The 24,870-nt window shown below is 70.6% G+C and carries 27 protein-coding genes; 9 read left to right on the top strand and 18 right to left on the bottom strand.

All coding sequences use genetic code 11. The features are described from left to right. Positions 1 to 18 precede the first annotated feature (18 nt). Both HNR30_RS42800 and HNR30_RS42795 read left to right on the top strand, forming a co-directional pair. Positions 19 to 585 carry a dihydrofolate reductase family protein gene (locus HNR30_RS42800; protein ID WP_181615936.1) on the top strand — a complete coding sequence of 189 codons (567 nt, stop codon included), beginning with the start codon at positions 19 to 21 and terminating at the stop codon, positions 583 to 585. A 31-nt stretch (positions 586 to 616) separates the two neighbouring features. After that, positions 617 to 1,348, top strand: coding sequence for a hypothetical protein (locus HNR30_RS42795; protein ID WP_181615935.1), 732 nt, complete (start codon positions 617 to 619; stop codon positions 1,346 to 1,348). On the opposite strand, the gene HNR30_RS42790 is transcribed toward HNR30_RS42795, so the two are convergent. The 3 genes from HNR30_RS42790 to guaB form a co-directional block, all read right to left on the bottom strand. Continuing rightward, positions 1,253 to 1,990 (bottom strand): tRNA-dependent cyclodipeptide synthase, encoded by a 738-nt coding sequence (locus HNR30_RS42790; RefSeq protein WP_181615934.1) that lies wholly within the window; start codon positions 1,988 to 1,990, stop codon positions 1,253 to 1,255. The genes HNR30_RS42795 and HNR30_RS42790 overlap by 96 nt on opposite strands. A gap of 715 nt (positions 1,991 to 2,705) precedes the next feature. Continuing rightward, positions 2,706 to 3,827, bottom strand: a complete 1,122-nt coding sequence (locus HNR30_RS42785) for a GuaB3 family IMP dehydrogenase-related protein (protein WP_181615933.1) — start codon at positions 3,825 to 3,827, stop codon at positions 2,706 to 2,708. Between the two features lie 54 nt (positions 3,828 to 3,881). Continuing rightward, the gene (gene guaB / locus HNR30_RS42780; protein WP_181615932.1) at positions 3,882 to 5,363 is read right to left on the bottom strand and encodes an IMP dehydrogenase; all 1,482 of its coding nucleotides are present in this window, start codon (positions 5,361 to 5,363) and stop codon (positions 3,882 to 3,884) included. A gap of 517 nt (positions 5,364 to 5,880) precedes the next feature. Between guaB and HNR30_RS42775 the strand changes: the two genes are divergently transcribed. Both HNR30_RS42775 and HNR30_RS42770 read left to right on the top strand, forming a co-directional pair. Continuing rightward, on the top strand, positions 5,881 to 6,894 hold the full coding sequence (locus HNR30_RS42775) for a helix-turn-helix transcriptional regulator (protein WP_181615931.1): 1,014 nt from the start codon (positions 5,881 to 5,883) through the stop codon (positions 6,892 to 6,894). Between the two features lie 138 nt (positions 6,895 to 7,032). Further along, positions 7,033 to 7,410: a DUF5319 family protein gene (locus HNR30_RS42770; protein WP_181615930.1), complete on the top strand. Its 378-nt coding sequence runs from the start codon at positions 7,033 to 7,035 to the stop codon at positions 7,408 to 7,410. Positions 7,411 to 7,420: 10 nt separating this feature from the next. On the opposite strand, the gene HNR30_RS42765 is transcribed toward HNR30_RS42770, so the two are convergent. The 5 genes from HNR30_RS42765 to HNR30_RS42745 all read right to left on the bottom strand — a co-directional run bounded on the left by HNR30_RS42765 (position 7,421) and on the right by HNR30_RS42745 (position 11,681). Continuing rightward, on the bottom strand, positions 7,421 to 7,687 hold the full coding sequence (locus tag HNR30_RS42765; protein ID WP_181615929.1) for a hypothetical protein: 267 nt from the start codon (positions 7,685 to 7,687) through the stop codon (positions 7,421 to 7,423). Beyond that, entirely contained in the window at positions 7,684 to 8,319 is a 636-nt protein-coding gene (locus tag HNR30_RS42760; RefSeq protein WP_181616023.1) for a sigma-70 family RNA polymerase sigma factor, read from the bottom strand. Before HNR30_RS42760 ends, HNR30_RS42765 begins: the two co-directional genes overlap by 4 nt. Before the next feature lie 395 nt (positions 8,320 to 8,714). Beyond that, the gene (gene groL, locus HNR30_RS42755) at positions 8,715 to 10,337 is read right to left on the bottom strand and encodes a chaperonin GroEL (RefSeq protein WP_181615928.1); all 1,623 of its coding nucleotides are present in this window, start codon (positions 10,335 to 10,337) and stop codon (positions 8,715 to 8,717) included. A gap of 70 nt (positions 10,338 to 10,407) precedes the next feature. Beyond that, on the bottom strand, positions 10,408 to 10,719 hold the full coding sequence (gene groES, locus HNR30_RS42750) for a co-chaperone GroES (protein WP_012887898.1): 312 nt from the start codon (positions 10,717 to 10,719) through the stop codon (positions 10,408 to 10,410). Positions 10,720 to 10,880: 161 nt separating this feature from the next. Next, the gene (locus tag HNR30_RS42745; RefSeq protein WP_181615927.1) at positions 10,881 to 11,681 is read right to left on the bottom strand and encodes an NAD-dependent epimerase/dehydratase family protein; all 801 of its coding nucleotides are present in this window, start codon (positions 11,679 to 11,681) and stop codon (positions 10,881 to 10,883) included. A 94-nt stretch (positions 11,682 to 11,775) separates the two neighbouring features. On the opposite strand from HNR30_RS42745, the gene HNR30_RS42740 reads away from it, so the two are divergent. From HNR30_RS42740 to HNR30_RS42720, 5 genes are all read left to right on the top strand, one after another. After that, entirely contained in the window at positions 11,776 to 12,267 is a 492-nt protein-coding gene (locus HNR30_RS42740) for a MarR family winged helix-turn-helix transcriptional regulator (RefSeq protein WP_181615926.1), read from the top strand. 57 nt (positions 12,268 to 12,324) lie between these two features. Next, positions 12,325 to 12,672, top strand: coding sequence for a DUF1801 domain-containing protein (locus HNR30_RS42735; protein ID WP_181615925.1), 348 nt, complete (start codon positions 12,325 to 12,327; stop codon positions 12,670 to 12,672). 38 nt (positions 12,673 to 12,710) lie between these two features. Next, positions 12,711 to 13,325, top strand: coding sequence for a Uma2 family endonuclease (locus HNR30_RS42730; protein WP_220134636.1), 615 nt, complete (start codon positions 12,711 to 12,713; stop codon positions 13,323 to 13,325). Positions 13,326 to 13,336: 11 nt separating this feature from the next. Further along, positions 13,337 to 14,533 (top strand): class I SAM-dependent methyltransferase, encoded by a 1,197-nt coding sequence (locus tag HNR30_RS42725; RefSeq protein ID WP_181615924.1) that lies wholly within the window; start codon positions 13,337 to 13,339, stop codon positions 14,531 to 14,533. Between the two features lie 144 nt (positions 14,534 to 14,677). Further along, positions 14,678 to 16,336, top strand: a complete 1,659-nt coding sequence (locus HNR30_RS42720; protein WP_181615923.1) for a coiled-coil domain-containing protein — start codon at positions 14,678 to 14,680, stop codon at positions 16,334 to 16,336. A 61-nt stretch (positions 16,337 to 16,397) separates the two neighbouring features. On the opposite strand, the gene tsaD is transcribed toward HNR30_RS42720, so the two are convergent. From tsaD to HNR30_RS42670, 10 genes are all read right to left on the bottom strand, one after another. Further along, positions 16,398 to 17,429 (bottom strand): tRNA (adenosine(37)-N6)-threonylcarbamoyltransferase complex transferase subunit TsaD, encoded by a 1,032-nt coding sequence (gene tsaD / locus HNR30_RS42715; RefSeq protein WP_181615922.1) that lies wholly within the window; start codon positions 17,427 to 17,429, stop codon positions 16,398 to 16,400. Next, a complete protein-coding gene (gene rimI, locus HNR30_RS42710; protein ID WP_181616021.1) occupies positions 17,422 to 17,853 on the bottom strand; it encodes a ribosomal protein S18-alanine N-acetyltransferase in 432 nt (143 codons plus the stop codon). Before rimI ends, tsaD begins: the two co-directional genes overlap by 8 nt. A gap of 11 nt (positions 17,854 to 17,864) precedes the next feature. Continuing rightward, positions 17,865 to 18,503 (bottom strand): tRNA (adenosine(37)-N6)-threonylcarbamoyltransferase complex dimerization subunit type 1 TsaB, encoded by a 639-nt coding sequence (gene tsaB, locus HNR30_RS42705; RefSeq protein ID WP_181615921.1) that lies wholly within the window; start codon positions 18,501 to 18,503, stop codon positions 17,865 to 17,867. An 11-nt stretch (positions 18,504 to 18,514) separates the two neighbouring features. Beyond that, positions 18,515 to 19,438, bottom strand: coding sequence for a phosphotransferase family protein (locus HNR30_RS42700; RefSeq protein ID WP_181615920.1), 924 nt, complete (start codon positions 19,436 to 19,438; stop codon positions 18,515 to 18,517). Then, a complete protein-coding gene (locus HNR30_RS42695; RefSeq protein ID WP_312895040.1) occupies positions 19,435 to 19,986 on the bottom strand; it encodes a class F sortase in 552 nt (183 codons plus the stop codon). The genes HNR30_RS42700 and HNR30_RS42695 overlap by 4 nt, the downstream gene beginning before the upstream one ends. A 3-nt stretch (positions 19,987 to 19,989) precedes the next feature. Next, the gene (locus HNR30_RS42690) at positions 19,990 to 20,556 is read right to left on the bottom strand and encodes a hypothetical protein (RefSeq protein ID WP_181615919.1); all 567 of its coding nucleotides are present in this window, start codon (positions 20,554 to 20,556) and stop codon (positions 19,990 to 19,992) included. A gap of 266 nt (positions 20,557 to 20,822) precedes the next feature. Further along, a complete protein-coding gene (gene tsaE / locus HNR30_RS42685; RefSeq protein ID WP_181615918.1) occupies positions 20,823 to 21,254 on the bottom strand; it encodes a tRNA (adenosine(37)-N6)-threonylcarbamoyltransferase complex ATPase subunit type 1 TsaE in 432 nt (143 codons plus the stop codon). After that, complete coding sequence (locus HNR30_RS42680; protein WP_181615917.1) at positions 21,251 to 22,300, bottom strand: alpha/beta fold hydrolase; 1,050 nt, start codon at positions 22,298 to 22,300, stop codon at positions 21,251 to 21,253. The genes tsaE and HNR30_RS42680 overlap by 4 nt, the downstream gene beginning before the upstream one ends. Continuing rightward, positions 22,297 to 23,412 carry an alanine racemase gene (gene alr / locus HNR30_RS42675; protein ID WP_181615916.1) on the bottom strand — a complete coding sequence of 372 codons (1,116 nt, stop codon included), beginning with the start codon at positions 23,410 to 23,412 and terminating at the stop codon, positions 22,297 to 22,299. Before alr ends, HNR30_RS42680 begins: the two co-directional genes overlap by 4 nt. A gap of 17 nt (positions 23,413 to 23,429) precedes the next feature. Continuing rightward, entirely contained in the window at positions 23,430 to 24,866 is a 1,437-nt protein-coding gene (locus tag HNR30_RS42670) for an NAD(P)H-hydrate dehydratase (protein WP_181615915.1), read from the bottom strand. Between the last annotated feature and the right edge of the window lie 4 nt (positions 24,867 to 24,870).

Below are 24,870 nucleotides of genomic sequence, written 5' to 3'. Positions count from 1 at the left end.
CATACGGAGCAAAACAGCATGCGAAAGCTTGTCTACTACGTCGGCGTCTCGATCGACGGCTACATCGCCGGTCCCGGCCACGACATCTCGTTCTACCCGGTCGAACACATGCTGCCGTGGATCGCGGCGGAGTACCCCGAGACCCTGCCCGCCATGGCCCGGCCGCACCTGGGCATCGCCGAAGCGCCCAACAAGCACTTCGACACGCTCGTGATGGGCCGCGGCACCTACGAGCCCGCCATGCTCGCCGGCATCGCCAGCCCCTATCCCCACGTGAAGCAGTACATCGTGTCCAACTCCATCGCCGGGATCGACGACCCCGACGTGACCCTCGTCAAGGGTGACCCCCTGGAGCTGGTGCGCTCGCTCAAGCAGGAGGACGGCATGGACATCTGGCTCGCCGGCGGCGGCAACCTGGCCGGGCAGCTGCTGCCGGAGATCGACGAGCTGGTCGTCAAGAGCTACCCGGTGGTGGCCGCCAAGGGCACCCGGGCCTTCGACGGCGACTTCCAGCCCACCGCCTTCACCGTCACCGACACCCTCGCCCTGCCCGACGGGTGCCGCATCACCTGGTTCAAGCGTTGAACCGAACGGATCAGTCCCGCGTCGTAGGGTCATGAGACTGCTCGCAGTCCTCGCTTTCGTCGCGGGGCTGATCCTCGTTCCGGCGGGCGCCGCGTGCGCCTGCTCCTGCGTTCCCTTCGAAGCCCGCCGCGCCGTCGCCGAAGCCGAGGCGATCGTCGCCGGCACCGTCGTCGACGTGCGCAGCACCGGCGGCCAGTGGGACCCGGTCGTGGCGACCATCCGCCCCGACCAGGTCTACAAGGGAACGCCCCGCGACACCTACGAGATCTCCACCTCGTCGAACAGCGCCGCCTGCGGCTTCGACTTCGTCAAGGGCACCCGCTACCTGATCTTCGCCCACGCCAACTCCGGCGAGGACCACCCGTACAACGCCGAGGGCATCGACCTGGCGACCCTGCTGTGCTCGGGCAACCAGGTGCTCAAGGCGGGCACCGCCCCGATCGCGAAGACGGACCTCCCCGCCGACCTCAAGGAGGCCGACACCCTCCTCACTGCCCTCGGCACCCCCACCGCCCCGCCATCGCCCACCGCCCCGCCATCGCCCAGCGGCTCACCATCGCCCAGCGCCCCGCCGTCGCCCAGCGGCTCACCGTCATCCAGCACGTCGCCCAGCGCCCCGCCGTCACCCACCGGCAGCCCGGTGGCGGCCACCCCGGCCTCCAGCGAATCACCCCTGCCCGCCATGGGGATCGGCATCGGCATCGGCGCCGCCGTCCTGCTGAGCCTGATCCTCGTCCTGCGGCTGCGACTGCGCAGGTCCTAGCCGCCTGCGGAAGTCGACCTGGACGTTCCGCCGTACCACCAGGCCTGGCGGAGCACCGTCGAGTCGACGGCAACCCTCCATCGCCAGGCCCAGCGACCCCGGATACACCTCCACCGCCGACAGAACCCGCGAGAACAGCTCCATACAGGCCAGCTCCTCCACCAGGTAGGCGGTATAGCCCGCACGATCCCCCGCGCTCACCCCCCTCGCCGCCAGCCGGGCCACGACCGCGGTGACATGCCGGTCGACCAACTCGGCGAAAAGAAGCTGATCGGCGAGAAACCGGTCGATGCGGCGGCGGGCTTCCGGGTAGCCGGGGTGCGCGAGCCAGTCGTCCCAGCGGTGGATCGTCGCCGCCCCGAGCACGCCGCGGTTACGCTCCAGCCAGGCGTCACCGCGTCGCCGAGTCTCAGCCACCTCTCCCCCGCCCAGCTCGCCGCCGTTGTGGCGGTAGAGGGTGTCGGCGACGGTCACGTGCACAGTGGCGAAACGCGCCTCGACCCAGCCAAGGAGCGCGCACAACTTGTCGCCCTCGTGGTACGGCTGGCCGACCGAGATGATCAGGTGGCAGGAGTCGCACTGCCGCCAGTCAGGCCCCTCGTGACGGGCGACCCGCACCCGGTAGCGGACCATGCGACCCACCGCACCACACGCGAGGACGCCACGAGATCACGAGACCCCCAACCTTCGGCCAAGCGTCCACTGACACCGAACAGCCGAGGCCACACCGCCACATGCCACACCGCACAGGCCGAGGCTGTCGTCACACCGCCACGTGCGGCATCGCCACGTGCGGCACCACCAGGTGCCAGCCACCCGGTGCCAGCCACCCCCCGTGCCAGACACACCATGACGCAGGCGAGCCAAAGCCGAGCGAGCCACGCCAGGCAGCCACCGCAGGGCAGCCACCGCAGGCAAGCCACCGCAGGGCAGCCACCGCAGGCAAGCCTCCGCAGGGGCCCGGCACACGCGGGCCGACACAGACGACCCGCCGCAGCCGAGCGGATACCCCCGGTCCCACAGCCGCGGTCTTGCAGCCGCGGTCCCACATCGGCGAGCCGACGCCCGGGACCCAACGCCCGAGGCCCGAGACCCGAGACCCGAGGCCCGGGACCCGAGGCCAAACGCCCGACACCGGCGAGCCGACGCCCGGATCCGACGCCCGAGGCCCGCCCGAGGCCCGCCCGGGGCCCGCCCGAAGCCCGAAGCCCGAGGCCCGAGGCCCGAAGCCCGAGGCCAAACGCCCGACACCGGCGGCCCGACACCGGCGCGGCCCGACGTCCGCGAGCCTCTTTGCCCCCGGACGCCCGAGTGGCGGCCTCGTTTCACGCGATGCCCGCCACCCTCGCGACTCCGTCTACCGCTGCGGCGGCGCCACGACTACCTCGACGCGCTGGAACTCCTTGATGTCGGAGTACCCCGTCGAAGCCATCGTCCGCCGCAGCGCGCCCATCAGGTTCATCGACCCGTCCGCGGCGCTCGACGGACCGTGCAGGATCTGCGCCAGCGTCCCCACCGTGCCGAAGTGCACGCGCTTGCCGCGCGGAAGGTCGGCGTGGTGCGCCTCGGAGCCCCAGTGGAAGCCGTGCCCCGGCGCCTCGCTGGCCCGGGCCAGGGGTGAGCCGACCATGACGGCGTCGGCGCCGCAGGCGATGGCCTTGGCGATGTCGCCCGAGGTGCCCATGCCGCCGTCGGCGATCACGTGGACGTAGCGGCCGCCGGACTCGTCCATGTAGTCGCGGCGGGCCGCGGCCACGTCGGAGATGGCGGTGGCCATCGGCACCGCGACGCCCAGGACGTTGCGGGTGGTGTGGGAGGCGCCGCCGCCGAAGCCGACGAGCACGCCTGCGGCGCCGGTGCGCATGAGGTGGAGCGCGGCGGTGTAGGTGGCGCAGCCGCCGACGATCACGGGGACGTCGAGCTCGTAGATGAACTGCTTGAGGTTGAGCGGCTCGGCGTTGGACGACACGTGCTCGGCCGAGACGGTGGTGCCGCGGATGACGAAGATGTCGACGCCCGCGTCGATGACGGCCTTGTAGTACTGCACGGTCTTCTGCGGCGACAGCCGTACGGCGGTCGTCACCCCGGACTCGCGGATCTCCTGGATGCGCCGCCCGATCAGCTCCTCCTTGATGGGGGCGCTGTAGATCTCCTGCAGCCGCCTGGTGGCCGCCTCGTCGTCGAGGGTCGAGCACTCCTCCAGGAGCGGCAGCGGGTCTTCGTAGCGGGTCCACAGACCTTCGAGGTCGAGCGGGGCCAGGCCGCCGAGGCGGCCGATCTCGATGGCGGTGGCCGGCGAGACGACGCTGTCCATGGGCGCCACGACGACCGGCGACTCGAACCGGTAGGCGTCGATCTGCCAGTTGATCGAGACCTCTTCGGGGTCGCGGGTGCGGCGAGAGGGCACCAGGCCGATCTCGTCGAGGGCGTAGGCACGGCGCCCGGACTTGCCGCGGCCGATCTCCACCTGCTGAGTCATCTGTCTTGCCTATCTTCCGTGGTGCCTGCTGGGAGCGCTGGGTGCCTCGACCGGTCAGCGGCCGTGGTAGTTGGGGGCCTCGACGGTCATCTGGATGTCGTGGGGGTGGCTCTCCTTGAGCCCGGCCGCCGTGATGGGCATGAGCTGGCCCTTCTCGTGCAGCTCGGCGATCGTGCGGGAGCCGGTGTACCACATGCCCTGGTGGAGGCCGCCGACCAGCTGGTGCACCACGGCGGAGACGGGGCCGCGGTAGGGCACCTGGCCCTCGATGCCCTCGGGGATGTACTTCTCCTCGCTGGAGACCTCGGCCTGGCCGTAGCGGTCCTTGCTGAAGGAGGCGCCGCCGCGCTCGCGGTTGCGCACCGCGCCGAGCGAGCCCATGCCGCGGTAGGACTTGAACTGCTTGCCGTTGATGAAGATGAGCAGGCCGGGCGACTCTTCGCAGCCGGCGAGCAGGGAGCCGAGCATCACGGTGTCGGCGCCCGCGGCGATGGCCTTGGCGATGTCGCCGGAGTATTGCAGGCCGCCGTCGCCGATCACCGGGACTCCGGCCGGGGCGCAGGCGAGCGAGGCCTGGTGGATGGCGGTGATCTGCGGCGCGCCGACTCCGGCGACCACGCGGGTGGTGCAGATGGAGCCGGGGCCGACGCCGACCTTGACGGCGTCGGCGCCCGCGTCGACGATCATCTGGGCGCCGGCACGGGTGGCGATGTTGCCGCCGACGACCTGGACCTTGCTGTTGGCCTTGAGCTTGCCGATCATGTCGGCCAGGCCCTTGGAGTGACCCTGGGCGACGTCGACGATGATCACGTCGACCCCGGCGTCGATGAGCGCCTTGGCGCGCTCCTCCGCGTCGCCCGCCACGCCGATCGCCGCGCCGACCATGAGGCGGCCGTCGGCGTCCTTGGTGGACAGGGGGTACTTCTCGCTCTTGGTGAAGTCTTTCACCGTGATGAGGCCGCGCAGCCGGCCCTCGGAGTCGACCAGCGGAAGCTTCTCGATCTTGTTCTTGCGCAGCAGGTCGAACGCGCCGTCGCTGGAGACCCCGACGGGGGCGGTGACCAGCGGCATCGGCGTCATGACCTCGCGCACCGGGCGGCTCTGGTCGGTCTCGAAGCGCATGTCGCGGTTGGTGACGATGCCGACGAGCCTGCCGTCGGTGTCGGTGACCGGGACGCCGGAGATGCGGTAGGTCGCGCACAGGCGCTCGACGTCGGCCAGGGTGTCGTCGGGGGTGCAGGTGACCGGGTTGGTGACCATCCCGGCCTCGGAGCGCTTGACCAGGTCGACGTGGGTGGCCTGCTCCTCGATCGACAGGTTGCGGTGGAGGATGCCGATGCCGCCCTGACGGGCCATCGCCACCGCCATGCGCGCCTCGGTCACGGTGTCCATGGCCGCGGAGACCAGCGGGATGTTGAGGGTGATGCCGCGCGACAGGCGGCTCTGGGTGCTCGCCTCGCCCGGCTGCATGTCCGAATACGCGGGCACCAGAAGCACGTCATCGAACGTGAGACCGGTTTCGGTGAATTTGGACATGCGGGCTGACCCCTCCCCGACGCTGATGATGCTTCTCAGTTTAGGGGCGGCCCGTCCGTGCCCGAGGGGCGGCTGCGCACTTTGTGGATAACCGGAGGCCGGCGCGTGGCACATCGTGGATGACCGGAGGCCGACGCCTGCCGTACCCCACCCATGGCGAGGGCGGCGACCCCCACGAAGCGCCGCCGCCCTCCCGGAGGCCCGAAGGCCTGAGAGTGCCGGGGGATCGGCCGGCCGGTGATCCGGCCGATCCCCCAGCCACCGGCACTCGCGCGGGGCGCGATCGGGCCACCGAACCCCCCTCCGCGTCCTGATGGCCACGCCACTCGCGTCCGAATGCCGACGCTGGGTTAAGCCTGCGTTACGCGGAGAGACACCGCAATGTCAAAAGGTGCAAGTGCACGAAGTTGCACCCCAGTCCTCTCAACACGCGGACAGCGCGCCATGGCCGGGTTATCCTCGCGGCACGCCCGTTGGGCGGGCCCCTGGCCTGCCCCGACCCCCAACGGAGCTACGCATGCGCAACGAGTTCACCACCGCGACGGACGACCCGCTGGAAACGCTGGGCCTCGACCACGCGCAGGCCGCCCTGTACACAGCGGTCCTGCGGTTGCACCGGGCCACGCTCAACGAGCTCGCGGAAGCCATGGACGGGCCGGTCGACAAGGTCGGCCGCCAACTGCAGGAGCTCGTACGGCTCGGCGTGGTCGACGAGCGCTCGGGCGAATACCTGGCCCGCCATCCTGCCGCCGCGCTCGGCAGGCTGATCGCCGAGCGCCTCGACCGCCTGGCCGAGGAGAGCCGCCGCATCGACTCGGCGCTCGGCTCCATCCGCGGCCTGATCCGCGACTACGACGCCGGACGCGACTACCAGGACGGACCGTTCCCCGTCGAGCTCGTCAGCGGCGCCGACATCCTCTACGAGAGCGTCGTCGGCATGGCCGTCCAGGCGCCGCGGATGGACATCTGCACCGTGGTCCCCGACGAGCGCACCATGAACGACTTCGTCAGGAAGTTCGCCGATCCCTGGATCGACGCGCAGGAGCGCGACCTGCTGACCGTGCACGTGCTCATCCCCGTCGCCACCCTGACCCTGCCCGGCGTGCGGGCGCAGCTCCAGCGTCTGGTCTCCACCGGCGGCAGGGTGCGCACCATGGACCGGCTGCCGAGCTGGTTCATGACCGCCGGCAGCAGCGTGGCCGGCCTGCCCGCGCAGTGGGGCGGCAATCTGCCCGACCACGCCTACAACTTCTACCTTGTGCGCGCGCACATCGTGGTGGGGGTGCTGCGCTCCCTCTTCGACGAGTTGTGGAACCGGGCTGTGCCGCTGCCGTGGGGCCGCAGGGGCGACGGCATGATGCAGGTCATCAGGCTGGCCGCCCAGGGCATGTGCGACGAGTCGATCGCCCGCCAGCTGGGCGTCTCGGTGCGCACGGTGCGCGCCAGGTTCGCCGACGCGATGACCGAGCTCGGCGCGCAGTCGCGCTTCCACGCGGGCGTCGAGGCAGCCCGCCGCGGCTGGCTGGGCTGACAGCGCCCCGGGCAGAAACAGCGGCCCGCTCGGCCGGAAACAGGGCTGGCCCTGCCGAGATCGGGTCTTTGTCGTCCACATGCGCACGGCGACGCGCTTATTGGTGCCCTCAGGTCGTTGGGTCACTATGGTGGAAAGGTGCTGGAAGATGTCCCACGTGACCCGTTCGCGGACGATCCCGATGACCCGGCCTCCGAGCTGGGTGAACTCGACGACCCCGTTCCGCTGACCGCGGCCGAGCGCGATGAGGCCATCACGGATCTGGCCGATGTCGAGGTCTTCCGGTCGCTGCTCGAACCCCAAGGCGTGCTGGGACTGGTCCTCGACTGCCCGGAATGCGGCGAGCAGCACTACTTCGACTGGGCACTCCTGCGCGGCAACCTGCGCCAGATGATCGACAACGGGCGACCCCAGATGCACGAGCCCGCCTTCCACCCCGACCCGTCCGACTACGTGAGCTGGGAATACGCCAGGGGATACGTCGACGGGGTCATCGACACGGAAGAGCGCAACTGAGCCACGGGCTCTACACGAGCGCGTGAGGCGGACCGCCCAGCTGCTCGCACGACCGTCTCCCGCGGCCCTCGGAGGCCGCCTTCGGATCCTGCCCTCGCCTCACGTCGGCCACCAGCGCGGCCAGCAGCCGCGCAGCGGCATCGCCGTCGCCGGCGGGCTCACCTGCCGCCAGCGCCGCGAGCAGGTCGTCGGTCGCGGCCAGATCTTCGAGATAGGCCACCTTGCGGCCGCTCTCCGTGGTCGCGCCCGCCCGCCCTCGCCGGAGCTCCGGCGTCAAGCCGACTCCAGCTCGGCCATCTGCCGCAGTCTGGCCAGCGCTCGATGCTGGGCCACGCGGACCGCTCCTGGTGACATGCCAAGTACATTACCGGTCTCCTCGGCCGACAGGCCCGACACGACCCGCAGCAGGAGCAGCTCCCGCTGGTTGTCGGGCAGCCGGCTGAGCAGCATGCGGGCGTGCTCGACCTCGATGTAGCGCACCACGGTCTCCTCCGGCCCCGGGCCCTCGTCGGGCCCGTCGGGGAGGTCCTGGGTGGGTACGGCGGAGCGCACGGAGCTGCGCAGCGCGTCGGCGACCTTGTGCGCGGCGATCCCGAAGACGAAGGAGGCGAAAGGCCTACCCATATCCCGATATCTGGGCAAAGCGGACAGGACCGCAATGCATACCTCTTGGGCCACGTCGTCGGCTATGTGATATTGCCCGGAAACGCGTCCCAGCCTGGCGCGGCAATAGCGCACGACCATCGGACGCAACTCACCGAGCAGGGATTCGATCGCACTGCGATCTCCCTGGACGGCCAGGTTCGTCAGTTCCCTTAGCTCGGAGTCATCCGTTCGTGCCGGAAGTCTCGACGCGAGCCTTACCCCAATTTTGGCGTCGGCGACGCTTCCCTCGCTCACGATAGGCATGATGCCCGCGCTGATCCGCCCTGTCGTCATAGCGAACGGCTACGGATTGGTCACATTGAGGAGACGATAACGCGCGGTAATCAAATGGCCACACTAAGCCTTTCTGCCCGGTCCATTATTTCACTAGATATGCTGAAATTGCGGGCAATTGTCAGATCGGCTAGACGCTTTACGACCATGTTTGGTTTACCGGGGAAAACACTTTTCAGACCTACGAGGGTAGTTGCCGCTCTCCTCCACGAATCAGCGGAGGCCGCCCGCGCGTTACAGCGCCTCAGAAGCCGCCTGCCGTACGCGCACCCCGCCCCGCGCGCCCAGCCCGCCCGGCGGCTCCCAAGACGGCGAGAGGCCCGCCCCCGCGCAGCGGGGACGGGCCTCTACGGAGAGCGCGAGGCTCAGTGGCCGTGGCCGTGACCGTGGCCGTGACCACCGGCGGCCGGAGCCTCCTCCTCGGGCTTGTCGACGACAAGCGCCTCGGTGGTGAGCAGCATGCCGGCGATGGACGCGGCGTTCTGCACGGCAGAGCGGGTGACCTTGACCGGGTCGATGACGCCCTGGGCGATCAGGTCGCCGTACTCGCCGGTCGCGGCGTTGAGGCCGTGGCCGACGGGCAGCTCGGTCACCTTGGAGGTGATGACGTAGCCCTCGAGGCCGGCGTTCTCGGCGATCCAGCGGGCCGGCTCGACCAGCGCGCGGCGGACGACGCCCACGCCAGTGGCCTCGTCGCCGGACAGGCCGAGGTCGTCGATCTCCTTGGCGACGTGGATCAGGGCGGAGCCACCGCCGGAGACGATGCCCTCCTCGATCGCGGCGCGGGTCGCGGAGATGGCGTCCTCGAGACGGTGCTTCTTCTCCTTGAGCTCGACCTCGGTGGCCGCGCCCACACGGAGCACGCACACGCCGCCGGCGAGCTTGGCCAGACGCTCCTGGAGCTTCTCGCGGTCCCAGTCGGAGTCGCTCTGCTCGATGGCGAGCTTGATCTCGCGGACGCGGTCCTCGATCGCCTTGGCGTCACCGGCGCCGTCGACGACGGTCGTGGTGTCCTTGGTGACGACGACGCGGCGGGCGGTGCCAAGGACCTCGAGGCCGACGTGCTCCAGCTTGAGGCCGATCTCCTCGGAGACGACGGTGCCGCCGGTGAGGATGGCCATGTCCTGCAGCATCGCCTTGCGGCGGTCGCCGAAGCCCGGCGCCTTGACGGCGACGGAGGTGAAGGTGCCGCGGATCTTGTTGGTCACCAGGACGGCCAGGGCCTCGCCCTCGACGTCCTCGGCCACCACGACGAGCGGCTTCTTGGTCTGGGCGACCTTCTCCAGCAGCGGCAGGAAGTCGGCGATGGAGCCGATCTTGCTCTGCGTGAGCAGGATGTAGGCGTCCTCGAGGACGGCCTCCATGCGGTCGGGGTCGGTGACCATGTAGGCCGACAGGTAACCCTTGTCGAACTGCAGGCCCTCGGTGAACTCGAGCTCCATGCCCATGGCGTTGGACTCTTCGACGGTCAGGACGCCGTCCTTGCCCACCTTGTCGAACGCCTCGGCGATGAGCTCGCCGATCTTGGCGTCCTGGGCGGAGATGGTGGCGACGCTGGCGATCGACTTCTTGTCCTCGACCGGCTTGGCGGAGGCCAGCAGCTTCTCGCTGATGCTCTTGGCGGCCTTGTCGATGCCCCGCTTCAGGTCCATCGGGTTGGCGCCGGCGGCGACGTTGCGCAGGCCTTCCTTGACCATGGCCTGGGCCAGGACGGTCGCGGTGGTGGTGCCGTCACCCGCGATGTCGTTGGTCTTGGTGGCCACTTCCTTGGCGAGCTGGGCGCCGAGGTTCTCGTAGCGGCCCTCGAGCTCGATCTCGCGGGCGATGGTGACGCCGTCGTTGGTGATGGTCGGCGCACCGAACTTCTTGTCGATGACCACGTTGCGGCCGCGCGGGCCCAGGGTCACCTTGACGGCGTCCGCGAGTGCGTTGACGCCCCGCTCAAGCGCGCGGCGGGCGCCCTCGTCGAACTCCAGAATCTTCGGCATTGCAGATAAGTCCTCTCCAGGCGTCGAAAGCCCCGGGCGCTAGAGCGACCCGGGGCCCGACATATCCGACTTACTTCTCGATGATCGCGAGAACGTCGCGGGCGGAGAGCACCAGGTACTCCTCGCCGCCGTACTTGACCTCGGTGCCGCCGTACTTGCTGTAGAGGACGATGTCGCCCTCCTTGACGTCAAGCGGAATCCGCTTGTCGCCGTCCTCATCCCAGTTGCCCGGGCCCACAGCGAGGACCTTGCCCTCCTGCGGCTTCTCCTTGGCGGTGTCAGGGATGACAAGCCCGGAAGCGGTCGTCTGCTCAGCCTCAAGCGGCTGAACCACGATGCGGTCGCCGAGCGGCTTAACGGGAACCTTGGTGGCGGTCGTCACGATCGGACCTCCCCTTCAGATTTGACTGATCTAGAAGAGGCGACCAGCGGCCTGCCGTCGCGGGTGTCAGACCTGCCTCGTCGCTTTACTTGGCACTCTCAAGGGGAGAGTGCCAACAGGAAACATATGCAAGAGGGGCTTGACAGTCAACACGAACGGCTTCAGCCCGTGTACGAGCCTTCTTCCAGGTCGGACAGGATGCCAGGCCGGTTCGGGTGCCATCCGAGGGTGGCGCGCGTTCGCGCGGAGCTGACACGCTGGTTCAGCGCGAGCGCTTCCGCGAACGGACCGCCCACGGCCTGAGCGGCCTCGGAGACCGGCCAGGGCCGCGGATCCGGCGCGATCGCCCCGGCCACCACGTCCAGGGAGACCGCCTCGCTCACCCCGTGGAACACCTGACCGGAAGCCTTCTGTTCCACCGCGGCCACAATCAGGTCCACCAGATCGTCGACGTGCACGAACGACCAGGTCGGCACCCGGCCGTCCGCGCTCACGTAGACGCCGTGACCGCGCTCGGCCGCCCAGGCCTTGAGCAGGGCGGGGATGCCCTGACCGCGACCGTGCACCACGCCGGGGCGGATCACCGTGCCGCCGCCGTCGAGCACCAGCCGCTCCACCGTCGGCCGGTAGCCGACGATCGCGATGGGGTTCACGGGGCTGTCCTCGGGGCCGTCCTCGGTGTCGCCCAGGACCCAGACGCCGCTGACGTAGTGGACCCGCCCCAGCCTGCCGATCGCGGCCAGGTCGGTCGGCTCGTCGCCGGTGAGCTGCCCGGCGTGCACGACCGCGTCGAACTCCTCCGACGGGAGGCTCGCCGGGTCACCCAGATCCCCCACCCGCTCCTCGTACGGCACGCGGCCCGCCTGCCGTACGAGCGCCACCACCTCGTGCCCACGCTCGGCCAGCCTCTCGGCCACCACCGAGCCGATGTACCCCGTCGCGCCCACAACCAAGATCTTCATGACCCAACCTTTCGACATCGAATCTTTCGACGCCGCAGACGTTAGCTCTTGCGATCGAAAAGTTCAACCTCGAAATGTTTGGTATCGTCACACCATGCGTGACGCAGTCGACGGCATCAGCGACCAGTGGGCCCGGGCCCTCCCCGACCTCGACGTCACCCCCATGCACGTGGTCGGACGCCTCTCCCGCGCCTCCCGCCTGCTGGAGCGCGGCATCAAGGACCACCTCGCCGCCCGTGACCTGGAGCCCTGGGAGTTCGACTCCCTGCTGACCCTCCTGCGCAGCAACCCCGAGCACACCATGTGCATGAAGGACGTCACCGCGGCCATGCTCGTCAGCCCCGCGACGCTCACCAACCGCATGGACCGCCTCGTCGAGCGCGGCCTCGTCACCCGCTCCCAGGCGCCGGGCAACCGCCGCATGGTCCTGGTCACCCTCACCGACGAGGGCGCACGCCTGGCCACCGAGATCGTCTACAGCCACGTCGCCAACGAGAGGCGCATGCTCGACGCCCTCGACCCCGCCGAGCAGGAACTGCTGGCCGGCCTCCTGCGCAAGCTCCTGCACTCACTGGGCGACGGCTGACGGTTCCGTGGTTTCCACGGATGCCGCTCCGTGGAGCGCGGCGGCAGACTCACTGCCATGAACAACGCCATCGAGCAGTACATCGCCCAGCTTCCCGCCCACCAGCAGGAGATCGTGGAGTCCCTCCGCACCCTCGCGGCCTCGGCCGCCCCCGGCGCGTCCGAAGTGATCCACTACGGCTCGCCCGCGTGGCGCATCACCAAGGGCCACATCGCGATCGTGCGCCCCTCCAAGGCCCACGTCCTGCTCGCCTTCGACCGCGGCGCCGACTTCACCGACGACCACGGGCTGCTGGAGGGCTCGGGGTCGCGCTCACGTCACGTCAAGCTCAGGAACGTGGGGGACCTCGACGAGGGGGCGTTGCGCGACTACTTCACCCAGGCGGTGGAGAATGTGGTTCGATGACTACGAACGGTGATGAGTGCAACGCTACTGTGAGTGATGTGACTACCACGATGGAGCACACCCGAGACGTCCTGAAGAACTGGCCCTTCCCGCCCCCGGGCGGCTGGGAGGCCGATGACCTGGACCGCCTTCCCTCAGACGGCCCCAATGGCGAACTCGACATCTTCAAGCGCGTGGAACTCATCGACGGAGCCCTCATCCTCATGTCCCCCCAGCGTCTCTTTCACGAGAGCGTCATCACCGGCCTGCGTCACCTTCTCGACACACAGGCGCCGGAGGAATTCCGCGTCACCACCCAGTTCACCGTCAAGATCTCCAAGAACCAGCGCCCCGCTCCCGATGTGCTGGTGTACAACACCGCCGCCGCCGCGCCCGACCGGACCTTCTTCCAGCCCAGCGAGGTCCATCTGGTCGCGGAGGTCGTCTCTCCCGAGTCGGACTATCGTGACCGCAAGGTGAAGCCCCGGATCTACGCCGCGGCCGGCATCGAGCACTTCTGGATCATCAGCGATGAATCCGGCAAGCCGGTCATCGCCACCTACGAACTCGACCCCGACACCCACACCTACGACTGCACCGGCATCTACCGCGACTCCTTCACCCGCAGCGAGCCCTTCGACCTCGAAATCCACTTCGCCGAACTGCTGCGCTAACGTCGGACGGCGTGGACCTCGACGCCTTTCTCGCCCTGCTGACGCCTCTCGGCCAGAAGGCGCTGGCCGAGGCGTCGGAGCTGGCCGGCGCCGATCCGGTCGCCGCCGCCACCCGCCTCCGCCGCACCTACGACGCCTCGCTCACCTCCGCCGCCCTCACCCAGGCCGGGCTGCGCGCCCGTGCGAAGGTCAAGTTCGGCGCCGACGCCGAGCTCATGTACTTCACTCCCCACGGCCTCGAGCAGTCGACCCACGCCGACGTCGCGGCCCATCGCGCCGCGCGGCTGACCGGCTCGCTGCGCGTCGTGGACGCCTGCTGCGGCATAGGGGGCGACTTCCTGGCCCTGGCTCGTGCCGGGCACACGATCGACGCCGTCGACCTCGATCCGCTGACGGCCGCCGTGGCCGCCGCCAACGCCGACGCGCTGGGGTTGTCGTCTCGCGTCACGGTGCGCACGGGCGACGCGGCCGACGTCGATCCCTCGGGCTACGACGTGCTGTTCGCCGATCCCGCGCGCCGTACGTCGCGCGGGCGCACCTTCGACCCGCAGTCGTACTCCCCGCCCTGGCCGGTGGTGCTCGGCCTGCTGGAGCGCTCGCGGGCGGCCTGCCTGAAGGTGGCGCCGGGGCTGCCGTACGAGTTCATCCCTGACGACGCCGAGGCCGAGTGGGTGTCGCACCGGGGCGAGGTCAAGGAGGCCGCCCTGTGGAGCGGGACCCTCGCCTGCCGTATGGCGGAGCCGACCTCGGAGGAGCACCCGTGGCGGCGGGCCACCCTGCTGCCCGGAGGGCACACCCTCACCCCCACCGGCGCGACGGCCGCGGTCGGCCCGGTGGCGCGCTACGTCTACGAGCCCGACGGCGCGGCGATCAGGGCGCACCTGGTCGCCGAGGTGGCCGATCTCGTTCAGGGTCACCTCGCGGACCCGATGATCGCCTACATCACCTCCGACGCCGCGATCGGCACTCCGTGGGCGGCACGCTACGAGGTGCACGAATCACTCCCCTTCTCCCTCAAGCGCCTGAGATCGACGCTCAGAAGACGCCAAATAGGAAATGTCACCATCAAGAAGCGTGGGTCGGCCGTCGATATCGAGCGTTTGCGCAGCGACCTCCGACTTTCCGGCGACAAATCGGCGGTTGTCATCCTGACGCGGATTATGGACAAGCCATTCGCCCTGCTCTGCTCCCCCTGTCCACCTGCGTAAACAGGAATATCGCCATCTTTTATCGTCGCCCAGAAGTATCTTGATCCACTGGCTAAGGTGGACGTGCGGGAGTTTTCCTCCCATGCGAACCGGACCAATCCCACCGCCGCGCAGAAAGCCGTAGGCGAGTGCAAGGAGTTTTCGGTGGATCATTCCAACCACACGGCCCTTCTGCAGGCTAGCGGCCAGGCAGCCATCTCCGACCGGATGCGGGAGCTCCTCGCGCGCGCCGCGCAGGATCACGTCTACGAGCAGCGCACCCAGGGAGCCGTGCTCGACGAGATCCGCCAGCGCCTCGAAGGCATGGAGTGGCTGCTGCGCGAGGTCCGCGAGCGAGAGCTCGGCGGCCTCAGCGGCGTCCTCGACACCGTCAGCGGCCGGCTCGACGACATCACCACCCGCCCGCCGTCGTGGGCCGAGAGCCTCGCCGAGCACGTCGAGGCGGTCCGCGACCGCGTCGGCCTCGTCGGCGACCAGGTCGGCACCGTCGGCGAGCGCGTCACCCCCATCGGGGAGCTGCCCAGCCTCTGGGCCGACGTCGGCACCATGGGCGAGAACGTCGACGAGGCCCTGCGCCGCCTGCAGGCCGTCGTCGACGGCACCGAGGGCATCGCCAGGCGGGTCACCGAGGTCGTCACCCAGCTCGGCCAGCTCGGCAACCAGATGGAGGCCGCGGCCAGCCGCTTCTCCCGTCTCGACAAGTCACTCGGAGAGCTGGCCGGCCGCACCGACCGCATCGAGGGCGGCCTGGTCGAGCTGAGCGAACGGCTCGACGAGAAGGTCGACGCCGCCGCGGCCCAGGTCGAGCAGAAGGTCGAGCAGAAGGTCACCCAGCTCGACCAGAAGCTGGCGGCTGCGGCCGACCGCCTCGACCAACGGGTGAGCGCCGCGGCCGGGCAGCTCGACGACAAGGTCGGAGCCACAGCCGAGCAGCTCGAAGGCAACCTCGCCGCCGCCACCGAACTCCTGTCGGCCGCGGTCGAGCAGGTCAACGTCAGGGTCGACGCCGGCGAGCAAACCCTGTCCGGCCGTCTCGACCTCCTCGACAGCCGCGTCGACAGCGTCGACGGCCGCCTGGTCGCCGTCGACAACCGGCTCGGCAGCGTCGACAGCCGCATCGAGACCGCCGACGAGTGCCTGGCCGACATCGACACCCGTCTCGACGGCGTCGACACCCGCCTGGGCGCCCTCGACGGCCGCTCGGCCTCGCTCGACAAGCGCCTGGCCGTCGTCGACGGTCACCTGCGCCGCCACGACGACCGCTTCGACTCGCTCGACGGCCGGGTCGACAGCCGCTTCACCTCGCTCGACGAGCGGGTCGGCAACGCCGACAGCCGCCACGAGGCCCGCTTCAACAACCTCGACTCCCACCTCGGCGCGCTCGACGAGCGGCTCGTGGAGGTCGAGGAGCACATGGTCAGCCGCTTCGACGGCGTCGACCTCCGCGCCGAGCAGGCGCGCGAGCAGCTGGAGTCGGTCGACGACCACGTCGAGGCCGTCAACCAGCGCATCGGCCAGCTGCCCGCCACGCTCGGCGTCGGCCAGCAGGTCGGCGAGCTCCTCGACGGGGTCACCATCGAGCACGTCAAGCGGCTCGACGCGATCGACGAGCGGCTGTCGACGGCGGCCACGACGCTGGCGGAGATCGTTCAGGCCCGGCCCGACCGCGACGAGGTCAGCGAGACGGTGACGGGCATCGTGGAGCCCGCCACGAGCGACCTGACCAAGCGGCTGAGCGCGCTCGAGGAGACGATGCTGGCGCTGGCCGAGGCGCTGCTGCGGCCGTCACGCCCGAAGGACTGAACACAGCACCACCCGCTGTGCCCCCTGCCGGGGGCGCAGCGGGTGGTGCTGCGGACCGGCCTCAGACGTGGACCGTGGTGATCGGCATCGACGAGTCTGCGGGGATCTCCAGCGTCGAGGGCGTGACCCCCGCCGCCACCAGGTCGGACCCCAGCGCGGCCACCATGGCCCCGTTGTCGGTGCACAACCCCGGCCGGGGCACCCGCAGCCGGACCCCCGCCGCGTCGCACCGCTCCTGGGCCAGCGCCCGCAGCCGGGAGTTGGCCGCCACGCCTCCGCCGATCAGCAGGTCGTCGACCCCGTACTTCTTGCACGCCTGCAACGCCTTGCGCGTCAGCACGTCGACCACGGCCTCCTGGAAGGACGCCGCCACATCGGGCACGTGGATGGACTCCCCGGCGGAGGTGCGGGCCTCCACCCACCGCGCGACGGCGGTCTTGAGCCCCGAGAAGGAGAAGTCGAGCGTGCCGTCGTCCATCTTCCCGCGCGGGAAGGCGATCGCGGTGCCGGAGCCCGAGGTGGCGGCGCGGTCGATGTAGGGGCCGCCGGGGAAGGGCAGCCCGAGCACGCGGGCGACCTTGTCGAAGGCCTCGCCCGCGGCGTCGTCGACGGTCGATCCGAGAGAGATCACATCGGAGGCCACGTCGGGCACGAGCAGCAGCGACGAGTGCCCGCCCGAGACGAGCATGGCGATGCACGGCTTGGGCAGCGGCCCGTGTTCGAGCTGGTCGACGGCGACGTGGGCGGCGAGGTGGTTGACGCCGTAGAGGGGCACGCCGAGCCCGAGAGAGTACGACTTGGCCGCGGCCACGCCCACGAGCAGGGCGCCGGCGAGACCGGGCCCTGCGGTGACCGCAATGGCGTCGATGTCGGAGAACTTCAGCCCGGCGTCGGCCAGGGCACGCTCGACGGTGGGTGTCATGGCTTCGAGGTGGGCGCGGGAGGCGACCTCGGGCACGACGCCGCCGAAGCGGGCGTGCTCCTCGACGCTGGAGGCGATCGTGTTGGCGAGCAGGGTGTGCCCGCGCACGATGCCCACGCCGGTCTCGTCACAGGAGGTCTCGATGCCCAGCACCAAGGGTTCGTCAGCCATGGAGCTTCCTCTTCATCACGACGGCGTCGGTGCCGTCGTCGTAGTAGCGGCGGCGCATGCCGATCTCCTCGAAGCCGAAGCGTTCGTAGACCGACCTGGCGCCGGGGTTGTCGGAGCGGACCTCGAGGAAGATCTCGATCGCGCCGCGTTTGCGCGCCTCGTCGAGCAGAACCGTGAGCATGGCGCTGCCGATGCCGCGGGTGCGGTGGGCGGCCAGCACGGCGATGGTCTGCACGTCGGCCTGGTCGGCGGCGGCGGCCATCCCGGCGTAGCCGACGATCTCGGAGTCGACCTCGGCCACGACGTAGTGCCTGGTGCGCGGCTGCTCGGCCAGCTCGCCGCGCATCATGCCCTCGCTCCAGGCGTCGAGCGGGAAGGTCTCGCGCTCGATGGCCATGACCGCGGGCAGGTCGTCGAAGGTCATCTGACGGATGTTCACTGGATGACCTTCTTGGGCGCTCCCGGTTCCACGGCGTCGGGCCTGCGCAGGTAGATCGGGCGCGGCTCGTCGAGCCGCTCTCCCGCCGCGAGGCGCCCGGCCGCCAGGGCGGCCAGGAATCCGGCCAGGGGGTACGGCGGAGCCTGGGGCTCGCCCAGGATCTCGGGGTACAGCGGGGGACCCACCACCGGCAGCCCGTTGACGGGCACGTCGGCGGGCTTGTCGACGTGGGGCCCGTCGAGGCGGCTGCCGAAGGAGGAGTAGCGCGCCCAGAAGACCTCCTTGCGCCGCGCGTCGGTGGCGACGAGGAACTCCTCCCGCAGGCCGGAGCCGTAGGCGAGGGCGTCGAGGGTGCAGACGCCGTAGGCGGGCACCCCGAGCGAGGTGGCCAGGCCCTGAGCGGTCACCAGGCCGACGCGCAGGCCCGTGTAGGGCCCGGGTCCGGTGCCGGCGACCAGGGCCGTGACGTCGCGGATGGAGGCCCCGGCATGGGCCAGGGTCTTCTCGATGAGGGGGGCGAGCAGCTCACCGTGGCGCCGGGCGTCGATGGTGGTGGACTCGGCGAGCACCCGCTCACCGTCGTGCAAGGCGGCGGTGACGGCAGGCGTCGCGGTGTCAAAGGCCAGGAGCAGCACGAATAGTTAGCCTACTGCCACCCGGTGCGGTGCTTCAGCCACTCGATCGCGACGGCGCCCTGGGCACGCTGGAAGGCCCGCAGGGTGGGCAGGCCCGGAGGGTCGGGCAGGCGGCCCTGCCGTACGAAATAGCCGGCCAGGGCGACGAGCCCGACGGTGATGTCGTGGGAGGGGTCGGGCAGCAGGTCCTGAGGCGGCGGACCGCCCTGCATGCGCACCGACGGCAGCATGGCCAGCAGGTCGAACCAGGCCGCCCCGACGCAGGCGTGCGGCCAGTCCACGAAGTAGACGCGCTCGCCTGCCAGCAGGATGTTGTCGGCGCGCAGGTCGGACTGGAGCAGGGTGTCGCCCTTGGTCGCCTCGGCCCAGCCCGCTTCGAGCGCGGCGAGCCTCTCCAGCCACCGCAGCGCCCACGGGTCCAGCCCGGTGGTGTCCTCGGTCACGAGCCGCCGCCAGCCGTGGAAGTTCTCGTCGTAGTAGTCGGCCATGGCGGGCGCCTCGACCGGGGAGGGCGTCAGGGCGGTGTTCATCGTCCGCACGGCCTCCACGACGCGGTCGAGTTCCTCGCGTTCCCACGGAGTGACCGGGTGCCTGCCCTCGATGTCCTCGAAGACGAGGGCCACCCAGCCGTCGTGCTCGAAGGTCGTCAGCAGCCGAGGCGCGGGCACCGAGGCGGGCAGCCGGGAGGCGATCCTGGCCTCGTTGCGGTAGATCTCGACCGAGTGCGGGTTCGGGTCGGGCCCGCAGGCCTTGACGAAGGCGCGTGTGCCGTCGGCGGTGACCAGGCGTACGGCGGCCGCCGGGGAGAAGCCGCCGGTCTGGGTGACGGCGTCGGCGACCGGGGAGCCCAGGAAGTCCTCGATGCGCTGACGTACAGCCGCGGGGACGTGCTCCCATGGCACGCGCACGCCTGACGCGGGCGGATTGTCACTCATGCGTCCGAGACTAGCGAGGCGTAGACGATCACGTTGTCGACGTACTCGTGGCGGTCGTAGTCGAACCGGCCTCCGCAGGTGACCAGCCGCAGCCCGTCCTGCTCGTAGACGCGCTCGGCGGGGAAGCGGTCCTTGTCGATCTGCTCGATCGCGGTGACCTTGTACTCCACCGTCTTGCCGTCGCTGCGCTCGACCCGCACCACCGAGCCCTTGCGCAGTTGCCGCAGTTTGTAGAACACGGCGGGCTCGGTCTGGGTGTCGACGTGCCCGACGATGACGGAGGCGCCCTTGTCCCCCGGCACGGCGCTGCCCTTGTACCAACCCGCCACCTTGGGCTTGGAGTACGGCGGCAGCTCCATCTCCCCCGACTTGGTCACGCCGAGCTTGATGAGCGGCGCCTCCAGGTCGAGCGAGGGGATGTCGAGGCTCTTGGGGACGACGCCGGCGGCGGCAGGTGCGCTCTGCTGCGAGCGCACGACGTTGCCGAACGCCACCATGACCAGGCCGGTGACGGCTCCCGCGACCACCACCCGGCTGAACTTCGCCACGGCCTATCTGCTGCGGCGGCGGCGCAACGCCAGCCCGATGCCCGCGGCCAGGGCCAGGCCGACCACGACGCCCGCGCCGCCGATCGGCACGACGCCGGACTCCTCTTCGGCCACCGGCTTGCCGTAGGTGCCTCCGCCTCCGGCGCCGATGCGGGTGGGCCTGGAGGTCGCGGTGCGCGTGGGCGCCGGGGTGTCGGGCGCCTCGGCCACGATCCTGAGGGTGGCCCGGCCGGTGTCGTTGGTGCCCTCGCACCTGACGTCGACCGTGTAGGTGCCGGGCCTGGCGGTCGTCAGCACATCGGCCTGTCCGCGGACCCAGGGCAGCGGCACCGTGGTGGTCGCGGGGGTGGCGGTCGTGGCAGGGGTGGGGGTGACCGTGGTGGCGGGCGCCGGGTTGAGCGTCACCGCGGAGACGAAGGCGTCGGAGGTGGCGCGCCCGATGTGCGCGGGCCCGCCCGACGGGACGGGGCAGTTGGCCAGGATCCACACCTTGGACGGGTCGCCCTCGGTGACCCGGTCGGGGTCGAGGCGCACGGGGATGTTCAGTCGCGAGGCGGAGGCCGTGGGCACCGCGCTCCCGCTCGTCGTCGGTGACGCCGTCGGATTCGGCGACGCCTCAGCCGTGCACCCGGTTAACCCGAGCGCGAGGATGGCACCCGCATAAGCGACACGCCTGAGCCTGAGCACCGCCGCACCCCACTTTGCCTGTTGCACCCAGCATCCATCGAAACCCGATGAAATGCCTCACGTTATGCCCAGATTTTCTACGGGCAACCCATGATCCATATGGTGTCAGGAATGCCGGGACGTGGCGGGACTTTGACGATTCCCCCGGATCAGTCGGCGTGTCGGCCGATCTCGGTCATGGTGATCTCGCGGGTCTCCCCGGAGCCGGAGCGCGAGATGTGGATCTCCAGCCGCTCCTCCGACAGGCCCTCGACCTTGCCTTCGCCCCACTCGACGATGGTCACGGAGTCTTCCAGGGAGGCGTCGAGGTCGAGGTCGTCGACCTCGAGGTCGCCGCCGAGCCGGTAGGCGTCGACGTGCACGAGCGCGGGACCGCCGCAGAGCGACGGGTGCACGCGGGAGATGACGAAGGTGGGCGAGGTGATCGGCCCGCGGACCTTCAGTCCTTCGGCGATGCCCTGCACCAGGGTGGTCTTCCCGGCTCCCAGCGGCCCCGACAGGATCACCAGGTCGCCGGCGCCGAGCCGCTGCGCCAGCCGTACCCCGAAGGCCCGCATCTCCTCGGCGGTGGCCACGATCATGTGTCAACCCTCTTCAGCAGGTCCTGCAAGGCCTCGTTGACCGCGTCAGGGCGCTCCAGCTGGATCAGGTGGGAGGTGCCGGGCACCTCGGTCAGCTGGGCCCTGGGCAACGCCGCGGCGATCGCCTTGCTGTGGTCGGGCGGGGTCAGCCAGTCACGGTCACCCACCATGATGGCGGTCGGGACGTCGTCGAGGACGCCGAGCGCGGAAAGCTTGTCATGGTTCATCAGCGCGGAGTAGAAGTTGGCGACCACCTCGGTGGGGGTCGCCCTGATCATCGTCTCGACGAAGTCGACCAGCGTCGGGCTGACGTTGCGCGAGTCGCCGAAGCCGATGTAGCGGGTGATCAGGAAGGCGATGTCGCTACCGGCGTGGCGGGTCTTGTCGACCAGCGCGCCACGGCGGCCCAGCAGCGAGACGGTCGGCGGCGCCACCAGGTGCACGGCCTTCGACAGCAGCGCGGGCAGGCCCAGGGTCAGCTCGGCGAGCCTGCCGGCGGAGGTGGCGATGAGCGCGGCGCCGCGGATCTTGTCATCGAACAGCGACGGGTGCCGGTCGGCCAGGGCCATCATGGTCATGCCGCCCATGGAGTGGCCGACGAGCACGCAGGGGCCCGGCACGAAGGTGTCGATCACCTCGGCCAGGTCGTCGCCGAGCCTGTCGATCGTGCTCTGGTCGGCGGGGGCCATCTGGGAACGTCCGTGGGAGCGCTGGTCCCACAGCACGATGCGGTGCTGCTCGCGCAGGGCCTGGCGCTGGTAGTGCCACGACTCCATGTTGAGGCAGTAGCCGTGGGAGAACACGATCGTCAGCGGGGCGTCCTCCGGGCCGTCGACCTCCACGTGCAGCGCGACGCCGTCGGAGGTGATCAGCGTGCGCTCGCGGCCGCGCAGTTCGCCGAAGGGCTCGCCGGCCTCGGCGTCGGGGCGCAGCCGGATCCGCCCGACGGCGTAGCGCTTGGCCAGCGCGACCGCCGCCACTCCCGCGGAGGCGGCGCCCACGATCGCACCGGCGATCCCTACCTTCTTGGCAGCAGTCGTCGTCATCCGTCCACTCCGTAAACCCGAGGCACCCTCGCGCCAATCCTCGTCACGATCTCATGAGTGATCGTGCCGAGATTATCGGCCCATTCCTGGCAGGTCGGCTCGCCCCTGTCGCCAGGGCCGAACAGGAGGACCTCGTCGCCGGAGCGCAGCTCGTCGGAGCCCATGTCGATCATGAACTGGTCCATGCAGACCCGGCCGGCGATCGGCCGCCGTCTTCCCCCCGCGAGCACATCCACCCGTCCTGTCGCGTGCCTGAGAACGCCGTCCGCATACCCGAGGGGCACGAGCCCAAGCGTCACTTCTCCTTCAGTGGTGTAGTGATGTCCGTAGGAGACGCCCGATCCGCTGGGCACGGCCTTGGCCAGGCCGACCTGCGCGGCCAGCGTCATGGCCTGGCGCAGGCCGAAGTCGCCCAGCTCGGGGATCGGCGACAGGCCGTACATCGCGATGCCGGGCCGTACGAGGTCGAAGCGGGCCTGCGGGAGGGTCACGATCGCCGCCGAGTTGGACATGTGCCTGATGACGTGTGACGGGGCGTCGGCCATCTCCAGAGCCGCGTGGAAGCACTCCAGCTGCGCCTGGATCGAGGGGTGGCCGGGGATGTCGGCGCAGGCGAAGTGGGACCACAGCCCCACGAGCTCGACGACGCCCTCGGCCTGGAACTTGCGCGCGGCGTCGAGCAGGCCCGGCCAGGCGGCCAGCGGGGAGCCTCCGCGGCTCATGCCGGTGTCGGCCTCCAAATGCATCCTGGCGGTCACGCCGGTGCGGCGCGCGGCCTCGGCGATCGCCGACAGCGTGCCCTCGTCGGAGGCCGACAGCTCCAGACCGGCTGTCAGCGCCTCGTCGAGGGGCTCTCCGGGGGTGACGATCCACGACAGCACCGGAGCGGTGATGCCCGCCGCGCGCAGGGCCAGGCCCTCGCGGATGTAGGCGGTGCCCAGCCGGGAGGCGCCGCCGTCGAGGATCGCCGCCGAGGTGGCGGCCAGCCCGTGTCCGTAGGCGTCGGCCTTCACCGCGCCCATCAGCTCGACGTGGCCGGCACGCTCCCGCAGGAGCGCCACATTCCGTCTGATCGCGGCCAGATCGACGCGCGCCTCGGCAGGGTAATGCATCTTTCCAGTCTGGCAGTTCAGCCGCGTGCTCGTCGCAGACTCCGCATGGCCTCCGGGATCGCCGTGGCGACGTCGGCCGACACGAGCGGCGCTCCGTCGGCGGCCAGCGTGCCCGCCAGTCCGTGCAGGTAGGCGGCGCAGGAGGCGGCGTCGTAGCCGCTGAGCCCGCCGGCCAGCAACGCGCCCGCCACTCCGGACAGCACGTCGCCGGTGCCGCCCGTGGCCAGCCACGAGCTGCCCGTGAGGTTGACCCGCACCGGTCTGTCGGCCTCGGCGATCACCGTGGTCGACCCCTTGAGCAGGACCGTCGCGTTCAGCTCCGAGGCCGCCCTGCGCACGAACTCCAGCCGCGAGGCCTCGATGCGCTCGCGCGCCACCCGCAGCAGCCGGGAGAGCTCACCCGCGTGCGGCGTCAGCACGACGGGCGCGCTGCGGAACAGCAGCGAGTGGTCGCGTGCGACCAGGCTCAGCGCGTCGGCGTCGATCAGCACGGGCACGTCGCTCGCCAGCACCTGGGCGGCCAGCTCGTGCGCCCAGTCGTCGGTGCCCAGGCCGGGCCCGAGCACCCAGGCCTGCACCCGGCCCACCCCGGCCAGTGAGGGCCGGTCGAGCTCGGTGATCACCGCTTCCGGCCAGTGGGTCCTGACCTGGGCGACGGGAGCGGACGGCCCGGCATAGCGGACCATGCCCGCCCCGGCGCGCAACGCCCCGCCGACCGCGAGCACCGCGGCCCCGGTGTAGGCATGGCTGCCCGCGGCGATGCCGACGACCCCGCGCCGGTACTTGTCCGATTCGGCCCCCGGCGACGGCAGCAGCGCCGCCACGTCGGGGTCGGTGAGCGCCGCCAGGTCGGGATCGGGCAGGTACGGCCCCAGCCCGATGTCGACCAGCTCCACGTGTCCTGCGCGGGAAGCGCCGGGATCGACCAGCAGCCCGCTCTTGAGCGCTCCCATGGTGACCGTGACCTGCGCCCTGACGGCCGCGCCCGCGACCTGGCCGGTGCTCGCGTCGACCCCGCTCGGCACGTCGACGGCGACGACCGGCCCGCCCGCCCGCTCCACCAGCCCGGCGTACGGCTCGCGCAGCGCGCCCGTGCCGCCGATCCCCACCAGCCCGTCGACCACCAGGTCCGCGGCGCCGACGTCGGGCGCCACCCGTCCACCGGCCAGCAGGAACGCGGCCAGCCCCGCCTCGTGAGTCCTGGCCCCCGCCAGGACCGCCGACACCCGGGCGCCGCGCCTGGCCAGCAGCGCGCCCGCGTAGAGCGCGTCGCCCCCGTTGTCGCCGCTGCCCACCAGCAGCAGCACACGCGAGCCGTACACCCTGCCCAGCATCCCGGCGCAGACCGCGGCCAGGCCGTGGGCCGCGCGCTGCATCAGCGTGCCCTCGGGCAGCGTCGCCATCAGCGCCTGCTCGGCGCCCCTGATCTGGTCGGCCGTGTACGACGTGCGCATAGCC

Source organism: Nonomuraea soli (genome assembly GCF_013761175.1).
GTDB lineage: Bacteria > Actinomycetota > Actinomycetes > Streptosporangiales > Streptosporangiaceae > Nonomuraea > Nonomuraea soli.
Note: the sequence above shows the minus strand (reverse complement) of the source record. Positions and strands in the feature narration are given on the sequence as shown.